The organism is Embleya scabrispora DSM 41855, from assembly GCF_000372745.1.
Taxonomy (GTDB): Bacteria; Actinomycetota; Actinomycetes; order Streptomycetales; family Streptomycetaceae; genus Embleya; species Embleya scabrispora.
The window spans coordinates 347,489-363,908 of sequence record NZ_KB889664.1 but is presented as its reverse complement, the minus strand read 5'-3'; the positions used below and the strand labels follow the sequence as shown (position 1 = coordinate 363,908).

Genomic DNA, 16,420 nt, shown 5'->3' with positions numbered 1-16,420 from the left:
CGCAGGCGCACGCGCCGGGTGTCAGCATCCGGGATGCGGGCAATCGAGGGGCATGGATCAGTCGGAGACATCGCCGAGCGCCACAGACAAGGACCCGTCACCATGTCCGACACCGACCTGACCGGGCGCCGCATCCTGGCGATCGTCACCAATTACGGCGTGGAGCAGGACGAACTGATCGTCCCGGCTCGCCACTTGCGTGATCGCGGCGCCGAGGTGGACATCGCGGCGGTGTCCTCGGATCCGATCGGAACACTCGTCGGCGACAAGGACCCGGGCGAGAGCGTGCAGCCCACCCTCACACTGGCCGAGGCCGATCCGGACCGCTACGACCTCCTGCTGGTACCGGGCGGCACGCTCAACGCCGACTCGCTGCGCCTGAACGACACCGCGATCGGCATCGTCCACTCGTTCACCTCCTCGGGACGGCCCGTCGCCGCGATCTGCCACGGCCCGTGGGCCCTGGTCGAGGCCGACGTGGTCCGGGGCCGAACCCTGACCTCCTACGCCTCCCTGGAGACGGACATCCGCAACGCCGGCGGCCATTGGCTGGACGAACCGGTGGTCCAGGACGACACCGGCACCTGGGTGATGATCACCTCGCGCACCCCGGACGACCTGAAGGACTTCCTCGGTCGGATCGACATCACCCTGGCCTCGGCCTGAGCGACACCCCCGCCGCCGGGGGCACACGCGGAACGCGAGAGGAAGCGGTACCCCATGGTCGCCTCACGCGAGGACGGTCACCCGCTCGTCGTCCTCGCCAACTTCGTGTCGCCGCTGACGGTCGACCTTCGTGCGGCGTCGGTTCCGCGCCGGTGGTCGGAACAGGCCCCTCGCACGATCTGGCTCACCCGCCCCGGTGACGTCCTCTTGGTCCCGGTTCCGCCGTCCGAGTCCTTTTGCCGCTACGCCTTCACCCGACTCGGGATGCCCCGGGACCGCGTCACCGTCGTCACCGTGCCGGACATCCCCCACGTGCCGACGGCGGACGCCGTCTCCGCACACGGCCTGCTGGAGCCACTGCGCGCACTCCTGCGCGAACGCCCGCGGGCCCGTCTGCTCCCGACCGCCCTGGACGAAGCCTGCGTCGCGCTCGCCGCCGACCTCGGCATCGGGATCGAACCCTATGAGGCGGGCGCCCCCTCGCCGCGGACCGTGCGCACCGTGGCGGACCTGAACACGAAATCCGGCTTCCGTGCGGTGGCTCCCGGGCTCGGCATGCGCCTGCCCGACGGGGCCGTGTGCACGGGCGCGAACCTCCCCCACGTGATCGACGAACTCCTCGCCGTGTGGGAGCGGGTGGTCGTCAAACCCGACCGCTCCGCAGGCGGGCACGGTCTGCACTTCGTCACCCGAGACGATCCACCCGACGAGACACCCCGACCCGCGGGCGGCCACTGGGTCGTCGAGCGATACGTGGAACACACCCACGCGGTCAGCGCGCAAGGAAACTGCGCACCGGAGCGGGTATCGGTGCCGTTCGACGGGGAGATGCGGATGACCGGCGGCTCGTTCGCCGGATACCGGTCTCCGCTGTACGACGTCCCGGACCTCGCCCGCGCCGAATTGACCGAGTGGACCCTCGCGTTGGGCCGACATCTGGTGGCCGAGGGATACCGCGGTCCGTTCAGTCTGGACGCGGTCTGCACCCGGGACGGAACGCTGCACGCCCTGGAGTGCAACGTGCGGCGCACCGCGACCACCACCCCGCACGCCCTGGTCGCCCGCCTCACCGGCGATGCCGCTCCCGCCTGGTCCACCGGCATCATCCGGGTCGATCCGCCGCGTCCCTTCGACACGATGGTGGAGCACCTGATCGAGGCGGGATTGGACTTTCGGCCCGAGGCCGGCGAAGGCGTGATCCTCTACACGGACCGCCCGGTCGACGGCGCCGGTTGGCGGTACGCGGCCATGGCGGCCGGTCGCACCGGTCTCATCGAACTGGAGACGCGGCTCGCGGCCGCCTTCGGGCACGACGACGCCTGACCCGGACGGTGCGCGTGTCGTCGGCGTGGCGTCGCCCGTCCCGGCCCGAAGTCCGGGTCGGGCGACGCCGCGTCCGCAGCGGCGGGAGCGGCCCGACCGCGACACCCGGTCTTCGAGAGGGCCGGCCCCGGCCGATCACTCGAACGGGCTCAGAACGGTCGGTCGCCGAGGATGGTCACCCGTTCCATGATCCGCTTGTGCGGGTAGTAGTCCGCGCTCGCGTAGTGCTGCGTGGCGCGGTTGTCCCAGAACGCGACCGTGCCGGGGCGCCGGCGCAGCCGGCACTGATACTCCGGGTGTCGGGCCTGGATCGTACCGGAACGCCGGCAGTTCGCGGCTCTCGTCGTCCGGCAGGCCCTCGATGTGGTGGGTGAAGATGCGGTTGACGAGATGAGCCGGCGGCCGGTCTCCGGGTGGGTGCGGACGACGGGGTGCGAGACGGCCGGGTATTCGGCCTGCTGCCGGGCCGGTTCCTCGGGTTCGAGGGCGTTGCCGAACGTCTGGGTGAAATCGTGGACGGCCATCAGCCCGTCGAGCCGCGTCCTCGTCGCCTCCGGCAAGCCGTCGAGGCGGCTGCCATGTCCGACCACAGCGTGTCCCCGCCGACCGCGGGGACGTGCACGGCGCGCAGGATCGTGCCCATCGGTGGCGTGGTCTCGAACGACGCGTCCGAGTGCCACACGTTCTCGACCGCGGGCGAGTCGGCGCCTCGGGACAGGCGGACGACCTCGGCGACGTCGTCCGCCTCGGGAAGGAAGGGATGGACCTCCGGGGTGCCCCACAGCCGCGCGAGGTCGCGGTGGCGGGGTGCGGTGAGGTCCTGGTCGCGGAAGAACAGGACCTTGCATTCGAGCAGGGCCCGGTGCATCTCGGCGTGCAGCTTCGGGTCGAGCGGCCGGGCCAGGTCGACACCGGTGATCTCCGCGCCGATCGTCGGGCTGCACGGCGCCGGTTCGAACAGTTCGTACGGCGCGGTGTGCCGGTAGTCGCCGGTGGGGCGGAGTTCGCGCACCGGCACGGCGGACAGGCCGTTGTCGAACACCGGCTCGGTGGTGTCGGGAGTAGCGGTCACGGTGGAAACCTCCAGGGGTGAGCGGGAAACAGGGAGTGCCGGGAAGCGGTCGCGCGCTCATGTGGCGGACGCGGCGCCTCCGCCGGCGGGGGCGCGTCCGTGGCGCATGAGCACGGCCACCAGGACGCCTGCGAGGCCGACGACCGCCGAGATCGCGAAGGCGTGCTCGAAGGCGGCGTCCGCGTAGACGATCCGGCCGGTGCGCGCGTCGGAGTGGGCGATGTCGCGCGCCATCACGGCGCCGAGAATGGTCGCCGCCGCGGCCGCTCCGAGCTGGTTGGCGACCGGCAGCATGCTCGTGCCGACGGCGCTCTGGCGCAGCGGTACGGCGTCGACGACCAGGTTGGGGCCGGCCGCGTGGTACGGGCCCATGCCGGCGCCGAACACCCCGGCGATCAGCAGGACTTGCCCGCGTTGACCGGGCAGCCACGCGGCGGCCGTCAGCGCCGCGACGAGCAGGCAACCGGCGGCGATCAGGACCGGGCGGGCTCCGCGTGCCCGGTCCGCGACGCCGCCCAGCGAACCACAGGCCATGGTGAGAAGTCCCTGCGGGAACGTCCACAGCGCCACGCCGGTCGCGGTGAGGCCGGCTCCGTAGCCGATACCGGGCAGGTCCGGGGTCTGGAGCAACTGCGGCATCAGCAGGCCGTAGCCACCGATCAGGAATCCGACCGACAGTGACGCGAGCAGCGTCATGCGCATCGCCGGGCGCACGATCAGGCGTACGTCGATGTCGGGGTGCGACACGCGCGACTCCCATCCGGCGAACGCCCCCAGCAGCAGCACGCCGCCACCGAACGAGGCCACCGTGCCCGGAGTCCACCAGCCCCAGTCCCGGCCCTGGCTGAGCCCCGGCAGGACCAGTCCGGCGCCGCCGCCGAGCAACAGCACGCCGAGCACGTCCAGGCGGTGGCGCTGCCGCAGCGGGAACTCGGGGACGAGCCACTCCACCGGTGGGGTCAGCACCAGGGCGTAGATGAACATGATTCAAGAGCCCGGTTCCGTGACGCCGGCGGCCGCACACCCGTCGCGAAGCCACGGAAGGCGTGCCCCCGCGCCCGCTCCGTGCGGCGCGGCGTCCACCCGGTGTCGGGCAGCGTCTCAGCGGTAGCGCAGTGCCCCCGCCGCCGTGTGGCTCGCTCCCTGCCGGAAACGAAACGATGCCTGCCGGCCGCTGTGCAGGAAGCACTCGACTCGTGCCGGCGGATCGAACTCGGTGAAGTGCGGGGTGCGCAGTCGAAACGCGGTCGGCCGCAACAACTCGCCGTCGCTCAAGACCGCGATCGCCTGCCGGGCGGCCTCGACGAGCACCATTCCGGGCACGTGGTCGCCGGTGTGGTCGAAGAAGAACGGATGCAGGTGATCGGCCGGATCCAGTTCCAGGGTCCCGCTGTCGCTGTGCGCGAGCAGCACGTCGCGGGGCAGGACCGCGTCCACCGCCTCCGGCGTCGGTCTGCGGCGCGGTCGAGGCGCTTGCGGCCCCAGTGGCGCGCCGCGCAGAGCCGCGTACGTGCGCGCGTCCAGGAATCGCGCGTTGCCTCCCGCGCGGGCGAAGGTCGTGACGCCGGCCGAGAGGCGAATGCGCAGTCGCAATCCCCTCAGCCCGTGGCCGTCGTGCGTGGGGCGCAGGTCGTCGACTTCCGCCAAACAGGTGATATCGGTGGCGCCGCTCTGCAAACGCGGCTCCATGGCGATGTCGACACCGTAGAAAAGGTCCTTGATCAGAAAGTGCGCTTCCAGGGGCACCGAGAAGAACTGCGACGGGATGAAGATCCCCAGTTGGCGAAGGGTTTCCACGATCATCAGCCGACTGTGTCCGCCGTCACCGGCCGGCGGGAACGTGGGATGCGAGCGAGGCCATTGGGCCGCCGTCAAAAAGGACGCCTCCGCGAGGCGCACCACATCGGTCAGCAACACCTCGGCCACCGAGGTCCGGTGTACCGACTCTCGTGCCACGGTGCGCGACCAGCTCAGCGGTCTCACCGAGAGACCCGAGAACGCCGCGCCGCCGCCAAAGGTAGTCATGAACACAAGCAGAACCCAGAGGTCGGGAAGGTGCACGTCGTCTTCTCGCCGTGCGTCGCGCGGCACCGAACGCGCCTGGAAAAGCCGGCGATCGACGTGCTGTCGCGTGGCGTCGGGCACCCGCGGACACGAGCCGCGACAGCAACCAGTTTCCACGCAGACATCCGAGCTGGAGGTGGCACGTGCAGGCACGGGCAGGAACGACTCGCCAATCCCTTCTGGAGACGGCGGCACGCCTGTTCCACGAGCGGGGCTTCGCCGGGACGAGCATCAGTGACATCGGCAACGCGTCGGGACTCACCAGCGGTGCCATCTATTTCCACTTCTCCAACAAGGATGCCCTGGCCCGTGCGGTCGTCGAGGCGCACTTCGCCACCTGGCCGGAGCTGATCGAACGGCAAAGCCCGGCGGACGCACCCGCGTTGGAGGGCCTGGTGCGGTTGAGCTTCGCGGTGGCCCGGGCCTATCGCGACGATCCGGTGGTTCGTGGCGGAGCGCGGCTGTGGGGCGAGCGCTATGCCATCGACGCGATACTGCCGACTCCCTTCGTGGGCTGGATCGCCACCGCCCGCGCGCTGTTGGATCGGGCGCGGGAGAAGGGCGAGTTGGCGAAGCGCGTCGATCCGGCGGCGGCCGCACGCTCGATCATCCACGCCTTCTTCGGCATGCACACCGTCTCCGACGCGCTCTCCGGACGCGCCGACATCGAGGACGACCTGACCGATCTGTGGCACCTGCTCCTGCCCGCCCTGCTCGCCGACCCGGAGCTCACCGAGGACACCCTGGCCCGGGCCGCGGCCGGTGCGACGGGCGACATCGACGGCGAAGCCGTACCGAGGGTTCGCGTGGACGCCGAATAGCCCGGAATCACGGGCCCCGGGGGCCGGTGCCTCGTTCAGCCGGGCAGCGTCCGTCGCGGGCCGCGCGCACCGGCCCGTCGGCGGCGTCCGGCCCGGTTCGGCGCCCGGTGACGGGTGGGCGCTGCCGGCGACCCGTCACGGCGTGCCGGCGGGGCCGGGCCCGAGCGGGTCCACCAGCGCGTCGATACGGGCGACCAGGTCCGGGTGGTCGGCGCTCAGGTGGGAGCGGGTCGCGGCGAGGGGGGCGATCAGGGCGGCGGGGTCGTCGTCGCCCAGTGCCCGGTCCAGTCGGCCGAGGGGCGCACGGGAGCCGGCCGGCAGGTCGGTGAGCGCGGTGATCTGGCTCGCGAGGCGGCGCAGGTCGGCGGCATTGTCGCGGGCTCGGACGCCGGCCGCGCGGTCGGCGGCACGGCGTTCGCGCGTGGCGGTGACGCGTTCTTCGCCGGTGGAACCGGCCGGACCCGGACGCGACCGGAGGTAACGGCGCTCGGCGGCCTGGCGGCTGGCCACGCCCAGGGGTTGGGCCAGGTCCGCCCAACTGGCTCCCGCGTCGCGAGCGGTCTCGATCAGCCCGCTCTCCCATCCGGCGAGGCGCTCGCGGATCTCGCGCAGCAGCAGCAGCGAGGCCAATGCCTGCTCGGGGCCCTCGCTCGCTCTCGCGGGCTCGACATCGCCGTCTTGTGCCGTGCGGACGGCCCGGTCGATGGCTTCCAGGGCTGCTGCCGCGGCGAGGAAGGAGGCGGGCCCCAGCGGGCGGGCGGCCGGTCGATCGTTCGCGGTCATCGGATCTCCTCTCGACTCGTCATCGTGTGGATGACACCAGAATTTGTCATCCTTCCGATGACATGCTACAACAGTTCCAGGCAGCCCGACCGGGCGCTACCGATTGAATCTTTCGGAGGTGTTTTCGCGATGTTGATGCGTACCGACCCCTTCCGCGAGCTCGACCGGCTCGCGCAGCAGCTCCTCGCTCCCGGCACCGCCTCGCGGCCGACGGCGATGCCGATGGACGCCTACCGCGATGGCGAGGTGTACGTGGTCGCATTCGACCTGCCGGGTGTGACCCCCGAGGCGATCGACATCGATGTCGAGCGCAACATGCTCACCGTCAAGGCCCGGCGCGAGCCCGCGGCCAAGGCGGACGAGGTTCAGATGGAGCTGTCCGAGCGTCCCGTGGGCGTCTTCTCCCGCCAGATCGTGCTGGCCGACACCCTCGACACCGAGCGCATCGACGCCGCCTACGAAGCCGGTGTGCTGACGCTGCGGATCCCGATCGCGGAGCGGGCCAAGCCCCGCAAGATCTCCATCGGCACCAGGTCCGACCGCAAGGTGATCACCGCCTGAGGCAGCACGACCGCCACCGCCCCGCCCGGCCATCGACGAACGGCCCCACCGCCCGCGCGCTCGGTACGGGCGGTGAGGGCCGTCCGGGCGCCTCGATCGCGACCCCACCGTGACGCGCCGCCGTCCGACCCGTGCCCTGCCCCGCCCCGCCCCGCACACCCCCATCCGTCCACGTGCGAAACCCACGACGCCGCCCGCGTCACAGCCGCGTACGCACGCTCCTGGGGCCACATCCGCCCACGCGGTGCGCATGAACCCGACGGAGCCGGGCAAGCGATCTTTGCGCGCGCCGAACGCCCAACGCCGAAACCCCGGTGTCCGCACGTCGATGTGCACGGCAATCGACGATCGTGCCCGACCCTCCCCGCCGGGTTGGCCCGCACGTGGCGGCAAGCCCGGTGTCACGGCGCCGCAACCAACGCTCGCTCTGATGGATTCGGTGATCCACCGTGCCATCGCATTGCCGGAGGTCCCCATGTCAGCAATCGGTGTCACGGTTTCCCCCCTGGGCCGGATACTCACCGCCCCGGGCGTGTACGTCCCCCAGTCCGACAGTTTTCTGCTGGCCGAGGCGATACGCCGGGAGGGCATCCGCGAAGGCACCCGGGTCCTGGACATGTGCACCGGCAGTGGAGCCCTGGCCGTGTACGCGGCTCGACTCGGAGCACGAGTGACCGCCGTCGACAGCACCAGACGCGCCGTGCTGACCACCCGCGCGAACGCACTGCTCGCCCGCCGGTGGATCACCGTGCGTCGCGGCGACCTGCTGTCGGCCGTGACCGGTCACTCCTTCGACCTCGTCGTGTGCAATCCGCCGTACGTGCCCGCGCCCCGGCCCGGGGTCCCGCATTTCGGCGCCGCCCGCGCGTGGGACGCCGGACTCGGCGGCCGGGCGGTGGTGGACCGGATCTGCGCGGCGGTCCCCGACGTGCTGCGGCCCGACGGCGTCCTGCTGATGGTGCACTCCGGACTGTGCGACGCCGAGGCCACCCTTGGCGCGCTGGAGCGATCCGGCATGCGCGCCACGATCGCCGATCGCACGACCATTCCGTTCGGTCCGGTCCTGCGCGAGCGGCTGGACTGGCTGCGCCGCGCCGGCCTGGTGGGCACCCACGACAATCGCGAGGAATTGGTGGTCGTCCGTGCCGAGAAACGCTGATCGTCCCCGCCGGATCACCGCCGAGCGCGACGGCCCCCTCCTGATCGAAGGCCCCGTGGAGGTGGCCCTGCCGAACGGCGAGGTCGTCATATCGAAACGCTTCGTCGTCGCCGTCTGCACATGTCGGCGCAGCCGCACCTACCCGTGGTGCGACACCAGCCACCGCGCGCGCACCGCATCGGCGGGCGCCGAACCGTCACCGGGCGAGCCGGAGGCGGCGACGACCGACGAAGGAAGCCACCCGTGACCGTGTCGACACACGCCTCCCAGGCCGCCCCGGCCTTGCCGCGACCGCGCGGCGAACTCTCCGCGGGCGTGATCACGGCGTTGCGGACCGGCGGAGGCGAACTCCCGGGGGCCCACCGGGTCGCCCGGGCCGATCCCTTCGGCGAGGATCTGCATCTGGCCCTGTACACGCTGTACGAGTTGCACTACCGGGGCTTCGCCCGGGTGGCCGACGACCGCGAGTGGGACCCGAACCTCCTGGGCCTGCGCGCCGCCCTCGAGGAACGCTTCCTCACCGCCCTGCGTGCGCACGCCCACGACGGCCGGAGCGTGGACGACGCGCTGGCCGCGCTCTTGGTCGAGCCGACCGGGGACGACGGCAACAGCGTCAGCCACTTCCTCCGGACCCGGGGAGAGCTGTGGCAGTTGCGCGAATACGCCGCGATGCGCTCGCTGTATCACCTCAAGGAGGCCGATCCGCACGCCTGGGTCATCCCCCGCCTGCGCGGTCGGGCGAAAGCGGCGATGGTGGCCGTCGAGTTCGACGAATTCGGTGCCGGCCGCGCCGAGGACATCCACGCCCGACTGTTCGCGGACCTCATGGTCGACCTCGATGTGGACCCGTCGTACGGCCATTACCTGGACGCGGCGCCCGCCACGGTGCTGCCGACCGTGAACCTGATGTCCCTGCTCGGGTTGCACCGCGGGCTGCGCGGCGCGCTGGTGGGCCACTTCGCCTGTGTGGAGGTGACCTCCTCCCCCGGTTCACGCCGACTGGCCCAGGCGATACGCCGGACCGGCGCCGGACCCGCCGCCGAGCGCTTCTACGACGAGCACGTGGAGGCCGACGCCGTCCACGAGCAGGTCGTGCGCCGCGAAGTGGTCGCCGGCCTGCTCGCCGACGAACCGAACCTGGAAGCCGACGTCGTCTTCGGCATCGCCGCCACCGTGTTCCTGGAGGGCCGCCTCGGCGACCACCTCCTGACCGCGTGGCGCGCTGGACGCAGCGCCATGCGCGTTGCGCTCGACACGACCTCGACCCGAGCTCACCCCGGAAGACACGACCGCTCTTGGCGGACGCGGGCCGGAATGGATCGGGGCGCGGGCGGATATCCGCCGCGGTGAGCCGCACGAACGCGGCGTCACCGTCGCAGCGTGACTTCCCGACTCGGCGACGGCCCGGCATTCGGCGACCCGGCCACCTGCGGTGTTGCGCATGCTCGACGACGCGCGCCGGTCGCGATAGGCCGACTCCGGGCCCACACCGGCGCGCGACACGCTGACATAACGTGGTTATTTGAATACAATGCGTTATCAACTTAGCGTAATGATCGTTATGTTTCGGGCCGGCGCCGTACGCGGAAGCCCCTTCTGAGGGACGTGCCCGCACCGCCGCCTCGAGACTTCGCGCGGGCGCCTTCGGGCCCGCTCCTCTCGATCGGACGGCTTATCGATGACAGGCAACTCCCTTCTCTCCTGGACTCCGGCGGCCATCGTCTTCGACTGCGACGGAACCTTGATGGACAGCGAATGCCACTGGGAGGAGGCGCGTGAACTCGTCCTTCGCGGGTACGGCGTCACGACTCCGAGCGACTTCGGCGAACGCACCAAAGGTTTGCATTTCACCGAATGCGGACGGGTCATGTCCGAAGTGGCGGGCCTGTCGGCCGACCGTGCCGACCAGGTGACGGGCCAACTCCTCGACCACTTCCGAAAATTGGTCGCGGCAGATCCCGTGACTATTCCCGGAGCGACCGAATTCGTGAGCCTGGTCTCGCACTTCGCACCCCTTGCCGTGGCGAGCAACTGTCCCCGTGACGTGGTGGAGTCGGGACTGTCACACGCCGGACTGCTCCCCCGCTTCGTCGACATCGTGGTCCCGGACGCGGACCTTCGCCCCAAGCCCGACCCGGACCTCTACCTCGCGGCCACCCGAGCCTGCGGCGCCACTCCCGCCGTGACCCTGGCGGTGGAGGACTCGTACTGCGGCATTCTCTCCGCGACGCGCGCGGGCCTGCGCGTCCTGGGTGTGGGTCCCAACCCCCGCGACGAGGAACTGGCGCTCGTCGACATGTGGGTGCCCACGCTGGCCGACGCCGACCTCCTCCACTGGGCCATGACCCGCGAGAGCCTGCCGGAGTCGTACGTACCGGCGGCCGGCGGGGCGATCCGGGCAACGGCAGCCGCTGTGGCGCGGTGACCGCGCGGCGGTAGCTGTCGGACGCGCCCGATGGTGCCGTCGGGCGCGGCGGCACGGAGCACTTTCGAACGCCGTGGCGAAGCTCCGTTCGGGGCAACGGAGTTCACCGGGCGGTCGGCACGGCTTCAGGGTCTCCCTCAAGCCGTGCCGAGTCGCGGCTCGTTCCGGAGGTCACACCTGGTGCGTGGATCGCACCTCGTCGCGGGGGCCGCGTCCTGCGGGGCCCTGCCTCAGTGGGCGACGGGTTCAGTGCGGGCCGGCACCGTGGACTCGACGCTCGTGGCGGGCGGAACGCCGGCGGTGTTCGCCGTCCGGTCACTGCCGACGCCGTACGTCACGGGGTCGCCCCGGACGACGGCGGGGACGCGGGAGCGCTGCCGGTGCCCTGCGGCAGCCTTCCGGTGAACGTGGCGTCCGGCAGGGCCGAGGGAATCGGGGTCATGGCGACGATGACGCGGAAACCCGGACGCAGCGCGTCGGGGACGTCGAAGAGTTGTTGGGCGACGACGGTCCGCCCCGGTGCCACGGTGCCGGTGAAGTCCTGCTGCGGGAGGCTGCCGTGGGTGATGCGCTCGGCGCTGGGCCCACCCACACGGCCCATTTCGCTGATCCGCACACCGGACACGTCGTAGGGGGTCTGCGAGCGGTTGGTCACGGTGAGCGTGACGAGAGCGGGAAAGGAACCCGGCCCGGCACTCTCCACAACCGGAGCGGGTTCGACGCGTGCCACCGACACGACGATTCCATTGGGCAACGCCACCCATCCCCCGACGGGAGCAGTGTTCGCCGGCCCGGTGTCGCGACCGGATCCGGGCCCGCAGGAACGCAGCCATTCGTCCTGCGCCAGAGCGGGCGGATCACAGCCCACCGAGGGCGAGGCCGAGGCGGTGGGCGAAGAACTCTTCCCGTCGTCTCCGCAACCGGTCACGGCGAGCAAGGCGGCGACCACAATTTTGACGGACATATTCCCACGCGACACGACATCCCCTTGAAGCCGACTGGATATCGGGGACAGTGGTCCGTCGAACATCCCCTCAAACGGATCGCCGGGCTCGGCTGGGCCATCCGATGCACGCCGCATCACGGCGGAGCACACTCGGTCGAATCCGGTCAACGGGCACTGGACCCTGTCCAATGCCCCCGGCATCCCGGGCCGGGTCCGCGCCGTGGTTCGCGACACGCTCGACACCCGGGGCCGGCCCCGGGACCGCGCGGACGACGACGTCCAGGTCGTCTCGGAACTGGTGGGCAACGTTCTTCGACATACGTGCGGCGAGGCCGAGTTGACCCTGGCCCCCTCCCCCGACGGAGTCGAGATCGGGGTGGGTGACCACGCCCGCGATCTCCTGGTTCTCCAACGTCCCGCGAACGCGGACGGCGGCTACGGATTGCTTCTGCTCGACATGCTCACCACAGGCTGGACCGTCGAACGACACGGCACGGGCAAGCAGGGCCGCGCCCACATCCGGCGCTGAATCGGCGAACTCCCCTGCGGCCTGGGGCTCATCGGCGAAACCGGGCCCGGTGCGGGCGGTCCGGCGCGATCGACATCTCGCGGCCCGCGCCTTCGGACGCTGTGCCGGCGGGTGCTGCGGGGGCGCCTGGACGGGCTTGAGCGCTCCGACATATTGTGTCGTCGTTACGACGACACGATATGGCGTCGCCGAGAGGATGACTTCCAGTGGGGCACAGGGAGCGCGGTCCGAGGCCGTTGCCCGGCGCGGTGACCGACCTGCCCGCCGACGCCGAGCCGGACCCGGCCGCGCCGTGCCTGGCCCTGGGCCGGGACGACGCCGCAGACCGTGCGGGCACCACCGCGTGAGCCGTGCGGATGCGATGGTCGTCCGGCGGGAGACGTTCACGGCGCGGTTGCCCGATCGCCGCGAAGACGCCGGTGCCGGGGTGAGCCGCCCGGGCCCGATCCGTTCCATCATGTTTCTTTCCGAAAGGGGACCCCAGGGTGGGTAGCAGCGTCGAAACGCTGGAATTCCAGGCCGAGACCCGTCAGTTGCTCCAGTTGGTGATCCACTCGATCTACTCGAACAAGGACATCTTCCTGCGCGAGCTGATCTCCAACGCCTCCGACGCACTGGACAAGCTGCGGCTGGAGTCCCTGATCGACTCCGACCTCGAGGTCGACACCTCCGACCTGCACATCGCCTTGGACATCGACAAGGACGCCCGCACGCTGACCGTCCGCGACACGGGTATCGGCATGAGCCGGGACGACCTCGTGGAGCTGATCGGCACCATCGCCAAGTCCGGCACCGCCGGTCTGCTGGAGAAGATCAAGGAAGCCAAGGAAGCCAAGGACACCGCCGCGGCGCAGAACCTGATCGGGCAGTTCGGCGTCGGCTTCTACTCCGCGTTCATGGTCGCCGACAAGGTCACCCTGCGCACCCGGCGGGCGGGCACCGACTCCGGCACCCTGTGGGAGTCCGACGGCGAGGGAACCTACGACATCCAGGCCGTCGACGGTCTGCCCGTCGGCACCTCGGTCACCCTGCACCTCAAGGCCGCCGACAGCGAGGACGGGCTGGCCGACTATCTGGCCGAGTGGAAGATCCGCCAGATCGTGAAGCAGTACTCGGACTTCATCCGCTGGCCGATCCGGATGGCCACGGTGCGCACCGACGCGGACGGCGTCACCACGCACGGGGTCGACACGCTCAACTCGATGAAGGCGTTGTGGGCCCGGCCGCGCAGTGAGGTGACCGAGGCCGAGTACAGCGAGTTCTACAAGCAGATCAGCCACGACGGGCTCGACCCGGCCGAAACGATCCACATGCGCGCCGAGGGTAACTTCGAGTACGAGGCGCTGCTGTTCATTCCGTCGCAGGCACCGTTCGACCTGTTCTCCCGCGAGTCCAAGAGCGGCGTGCAGCTGTACGTCAAGCGCGTGTTCATCATGGACGACTGCGAAGCGCTGATGCCGAACTACCTGCGCTTCGTCAAGGGTGTCGTGGATGCCCACGACCTGTCGCTGAACATCTCCCGCGAGATCCTGCAGCAGGATCGCCAGATCCGCGGCGTACGCCGGCGCTTGGTCAAGAAGGTCCTCGGCGCGATCAAGGACATGCAGGCCAAGGACGGCGAGCGCTACGCGAGGTTGTGGGCCCAGTTCGGTCGAGCGTTGAAGGAGGGCCTGCTCGAGGACACCGACAACATCGAGGCCCTGCTGGAGCTGGTGTCGGCCGCCTCCACGCACGACCCGGAAAAGCCCACCACCCTGCGCGAGTACGTCGAGCGCATGAAGGACGGCCAGGACGCGATCTACTACCTGACCGGCGAGACCCGCGCGATGGTGGAGAACTCGCCGCACATGGAGGCCTTCACCGCCAAGGGATACGAGGTTTTGATCCTGACCGACCCGGTCGACGAGGTCTGGGTCGACCAGGTCCCGGCCTTCGACGGCCACCGTCTGCAGTCGATCGCCAAGGGCCAGGTCGACCTGGACGAGCCGACCGACGACGGCGACGAGGAGGCCGGAGCGGAGAAGGCCAAGCGTGAGCAGGACTTCGCCGCCCTGCTGCCGTGGTTGACGACGACCCTGTCCGAGCAGGTGAAGCAGGTTCGGCTGTCGTCGCGGCTGACCACGTCGGCGGCGTGCATCGTGGGCGACGCGCACGACATGACCCCGACGCTGGAGAAGATGTACCGGGCGATGGGGCAGGAGATGCCCTCGGTCAAGCGGATCCTGGAGCTCAACCCGACGCACCCGCTGATCACCGCGCTGCGTTCGGCGCACGAGGCGAATGCCGACGCCCCCGCGCTGGCCGAGATCGTCGAGTTGGTCTACGGCGGCGCGCTGCTCGCCGAAGGCGGCGACCTGCCCGACCCGGCCCGCTTCACCCGGCTGCTCACCGACCACCTGGCTCGCGGTCTGTAACCGGTGGGGTGCGACCGGCCGGGCCCGAACGGCCGGGCCGGTCGCACCCCCGGCATCAGCAGGCGCCGAGGTCCTGCCAGACGCCCCACTGGCCGGTGGTGCCCGGCGTCTCGCCGAGCGTCCACCACTTGGCCTTCCAGGTGTGACCCTGGTGCGAGACCTGCTGTCCGCCGGTGTAGACCGTGCCCGACGCCCACGGGGGTGCCGTGCACTGGTGACCGTTCCCGCCGGTGACGGTCAAGGCGTAGGTCGCGATGTGGCTGCCGGAGGCGGCGGTCCCGGTCACGGTGATGTTGTACGTGCCCGAGACGGCCGCCGCCGTGGTGGCGACGGTGAGTGTCGAAGATCCGCCCGCCGTCACCGAGGTGGGACTGAGCGAGGCGGTGACGCCCGCCGGGGCACCGCTGACGGTCAGGTTCACCGTCTGCGCGGCACCGGCCGTCACCGCGGTCGAGATCGTGGAAGTGGTCGAGGAGCCCGCGCCGACGGCCCCGGAGGCGGGGGTCGCCTTGACCGAGAAGTCGTTGGTCGGGTTCGTGGTGCCGCCGGTGAAGGGCGCGAAGATGTGGCTGAAGTCCCAGGTGTTCTGGGCGATGCCGGAGCAGTTGTCCGCGGCCGGCTGGTTCGGGCAGTTGCCGTTGTCGCGCTGGAGGGCCCAGAACGAGAGGGTGTTGATGCCCTTGGCGACGGCCCAGTTGTAGACCTGGCGGGCGTTGGCGAGGCTGAACGTCTCGGCCGGCCCGAAGTCGTCGACGCCGATCATCTCGGTGACGCCGACCATGCCCCACAACTGCGCGGGGGTCTTGCTCGGGTAGAGCTGCGCGAGCGTGTTGTACAGGCCCTGCGCCGCGGTCTCGGTGTCGTTGGCCATGTTGTGCGTGGCGTTGTCGTAGTAGTCGAACGTCATGATGTTGACGACGTCGACCTTGGTGCCGTTGGCGACCGCGTTCCTGAGCAGGGCCACGCCGTTGGCCGCCAGGCCGCTGGTCGTGGTGGGCAGCGTGTAGGAGATCTCGATCTTGCGCCCGTTGGCCGCGGCCCAGTCCTGGACCTGCTTGATGGCCTTGTTCCGCCGGTCGATGCCCGCGGTGTTGTCGAGCGCGTCGATCTCGATGTCCATGTCCAGCCGCGTGACGTCGTAGGTCGTGATCACCTTCTGGTAGGCGGCGGCGATCTGGTTGACGTCGGTACAACTGTCGGCGATCTCGGTGCCGGTGGTGTCGGCCGTGTAGCCGCCGAACGAGGGGATGACGTCCCCGCCGCTGGCCTGAATGGTCTTGATGTCGGCACCGAACGTCGAGGAGGCGATCGGCATGCCGGTGTCGCCGTTCCAGTACGGCGTGCAGGATCCCTTGGTCGCGGTCTGGAGGAACGCCATGGTCAGGTGCTTGGCACCGGATTGGGCGGCCAGCGCGGCGGGGCTGTCACCGGTCCACGCCTCGAAGTAGGGGGCGAAGACGTGGCTCGGGAGCGGAGTTGCGGCCTGGGCCGGCCCGCCACCCATCATGGTCAGGCTCACCGCCGCTGCGGTGGTGACGGTCGCGGCCACGGCCGCGCGGAATGTGCGCATGAGTCGCATGTGCGTCCAGTCTGTATACGTGGGGACGTACCGCCGATTCGCGTCGCACGGCGGCATGGGGTATGAGACAGCCCGGCA

At 70.5% G+C, this 16,420-nt stretch carries 16 protein-coding genes and 1 pseudogene; 11 read left to right on the top strand and 6 right to left on the bottom strand.

All coding sequences use genetic code 11. The features are described from left to right. Positions 1-102: 102 nt before the first annotated feature. Together A3IC_RS0119040 and A3IC_RS0119035 are read left to right on the top strand one after the other, a co-directional pair. A complete protein-coding gene (locus A3IC_RS0119040) occupies positions 103-666 on the top strand; it encodes a type 1 glutamine amidotransferase domain-containing protein (RefSeq protein ID WP_020551645.1) in 564 nt (187 codons plus the stop codon). Between the two features lie 54 nt (positions 667-720). Further along, positions 721-1,989: a preATP grasp domain-containing protein gene (locus A3IC_RS0119035; RefSeq protein WP_020551644.1), complete on the top strand. Its 1,269-nt coding sequence runs from the start codon at positions 721-723 to the stop codon at positions 1,987-1,989. 149 nt (positions 1,990-2,138) lie between these two features. On the opposite strand, the pseudogene A3IC_RS71120 reads toward A3IC_RS0119035, so the two are convergent. From A3IC_RS71120 to A3IC_RS0119020, 3 genes and pseudogenes are all read right to left on the bottom strand, one after another. Further along, a pseudogene (locus A3IC_RS71120) lies at positions 2,139-3,001 on the bottom strand (TauD/TfdA dioxygenase family protein). 117 nt (positions 3,002-3,118) lie between these two features. After that, positions 3,119-4,045: an MFS transporter gene (locus tag A3IC_RS55250; protein ID WP_020551643.1), complete on the bottom strand. Its 927-nt coding sequence runs from the start codon at positions 4,043-4,045 to the stop codon at positions 3,119-3,121. A gap of 117 nt (positions 4,046-4,162) precedes the next feature. After that, the gene (locus tag A3IC_RS0119020) at positions 4,163-5,086 is read right to left on the bottom strand and encodes a ScbA/BarX family gamma-butyrolactone biosynthesis protein (protein ID WP_026218444.1); all 924 of its coding nucleotides are present in this window, start codon (positions 5,084-5,086) and stop codon (positions 4,163-4,165) included. A 182-nt stretch (positions 5,087-5,268) separates the two neighbouring features. On the opposite strand from A3IC_RS0119020, the gene A3IC_RS0119015 reads away from it, so the two are divergent. Continuing rightward, positions 5,269-5,946 carry a ScbR family autoregulator-binding transcription factor gene (locus A3IC_RS0119015; RefSeq protein ID WP_020551641.1) on the top strand — a complete coding sequence of 226 codons (678 nt, stop codon included), beginning with the start codon at positions 5,269-5,271 and terminating at the stop codon, positions 5,944-5,946. Positions 5,947-6,081: 135 nt separating this feature from the next. Here A3IC_RS0119015 and A3IC_RS0119010 read toward each other — a convergent pair whose 3' ends face one another. Next, on the bottom strand, positions 6,082-6,729 hold the full coding sequence (locus tag A3IC_RS0119010; RefSeq protein ID WP_020551640.1) for a hypothetical protein: 648 nt from the start codon (positions 6,727-6,729) through the stop codon (positions 6,082-6,084). Between the two features lie 129 nt (positions 6,730-6,858). Between A3IC_RS0119010 and A3IC_RS0119005 the strand changes: the two genes are divergently transcribed. From A3IC_RS0119005 to A3IC_RS0118985, 5 genes are all read left to right on the top strand, one after another. Next, positions 6,859-7,290, top strand: coding sequence for an Hsp20/alpha crystallin family protein (locus A3IC_RS0119005; RefSeq protein WP_020551639.1), 432 nt, complete (start codon positions 6,859-6,861; stop codon positions 7,288-7,290). Between the two features lie 475 nt (positions 7,291-7,765). Then, positions 7,766-8,449 carry a HemK2/MTQ2 family protein methyltransferase gene (locus A3IC_RS0119000; protein WP_040876852.1) on the top strand — a complete coding sequence of 228 codons (684 nt, stop codon included), beginning with the start codon at positions 7,766-7,768 and terminating at the stop codon, positions 8,447-8,449. Then, a complete protein-coding gene (locus A3IC_RS55245; RefSeq protein WP_052173591.1) occupies positions 8,433-8,696 on the top strand; it encodes a CDGSH iron-sulfur domain-containing protein in 264 nt (87 codons plus the stop codon). The genes A3IC_RS0119000 and A3IC_RS55245 overlap by 17 nt, the downstream gene beginning before the upstream one ends. Then, positions 8,693-9,799: an iron-containing redox enzyme family protein gene (locus A3IC_RS0118990; RefSeq protein ID WP_020551636.1), complete on the top strand. Its 1,107-nt coding sequence runs from the start codon at positions 8,693-8,695 to the stop codon at positions 9,797-9,799. Before A3IC_RS55245 ends, A3IC_RS0118990 begins: the two co-directional genes overlap by 4 nt. Positions 9,800-10,127: 328 nt before the next feature. Next, positions 10,128-10,874 carry an HAD family hydrolase gene (locus A3IC_RS0118985; RefSeq protein WP_020551635.1) on the top strand — a complete coding sequence of 249 codons (747 nt, stop codon included), beginning with the start codon at positions 10,128-10,130 and terminating at the stop codon, positions 10,872-10,874. Between the two features lie 334 nt (positions 10,875-11,208). On the opposite strand, the gene A3IC_RS68750 is transcribed toward A3IC_RS0118985, so the two are convergent. After that, positions 11,209-11,838: a hypothetical protein gene (locus A3IC_RS68750; protein WP_158696004.1), complete on the bottom strand. Its 630-nt coding sequence runs from the start codon at positions 11,836-11,838 to the stop codon at positions 11,209-11,211. A gap of 202 nt (positions 11,839-12,040) precedes the next feature. Here A3IC_RS68750 and A3IC_RS55240 point away from each other — a divergent pair, with 202 nt between their 5' ends. From A3IC_RS55240 to htpG, 3 genes are all read left to right on the top strand, one after another. Next, complete coding sequence (locus A3IC_RS55240; protein ID WP_020551632.1) at positions 12,041-12,349, top strand: ATP-binding protein; 309 nt, start codon at positions 12,041-12,043, stop codon at positions 12,347-12,349. A 206-nt stretch (positions 12,350-12,555) separates the two neighbouring features. Next, positions 12,556-12,696 carry a hypothetical protein gene (locus tag A3IC_RS68745; protein WP_158696003.1) on the top strand — a complete coding sequence of 47 codons (141 nt, stop codon included), beginning with the start codon at positions 12,556-12,558 and terminating at the stop codon, positions 12,694-12,696. Positions 12,697-12,834: 138 nt separating this feature from the next. Then, positions 12,835-14,763: a molecular chaperone HtpG gene (htpG, locus tag A3IC_RS0118960; RefSeq protein ID WP_020551630.1), complete on the top strand. Its 1,929-nt coding sequence runs from the start codon at positions 12,835-12,837 to the stop codon at positions 14,761-14,763. Between the two features lie 55 nt (positions 14,764-14,818). Here htpG and A3IC_RS0118955 read toward each other — a convergent pair whose 3' ends face one another. Next, positions 14,819-16,342: a chitinase gene (locus tag A3IC_RS0118955; RefSeq protein ID WP_020551629.1), complete on the bottom strand. Its 1,524-nt coding sequence runs from the start codon at positions 16,340-16,342 to the stop codon at positions 14,819-14,821. Between the last annotated feature and the right edge of the window lie 78 nt (positions 16,343-16,420).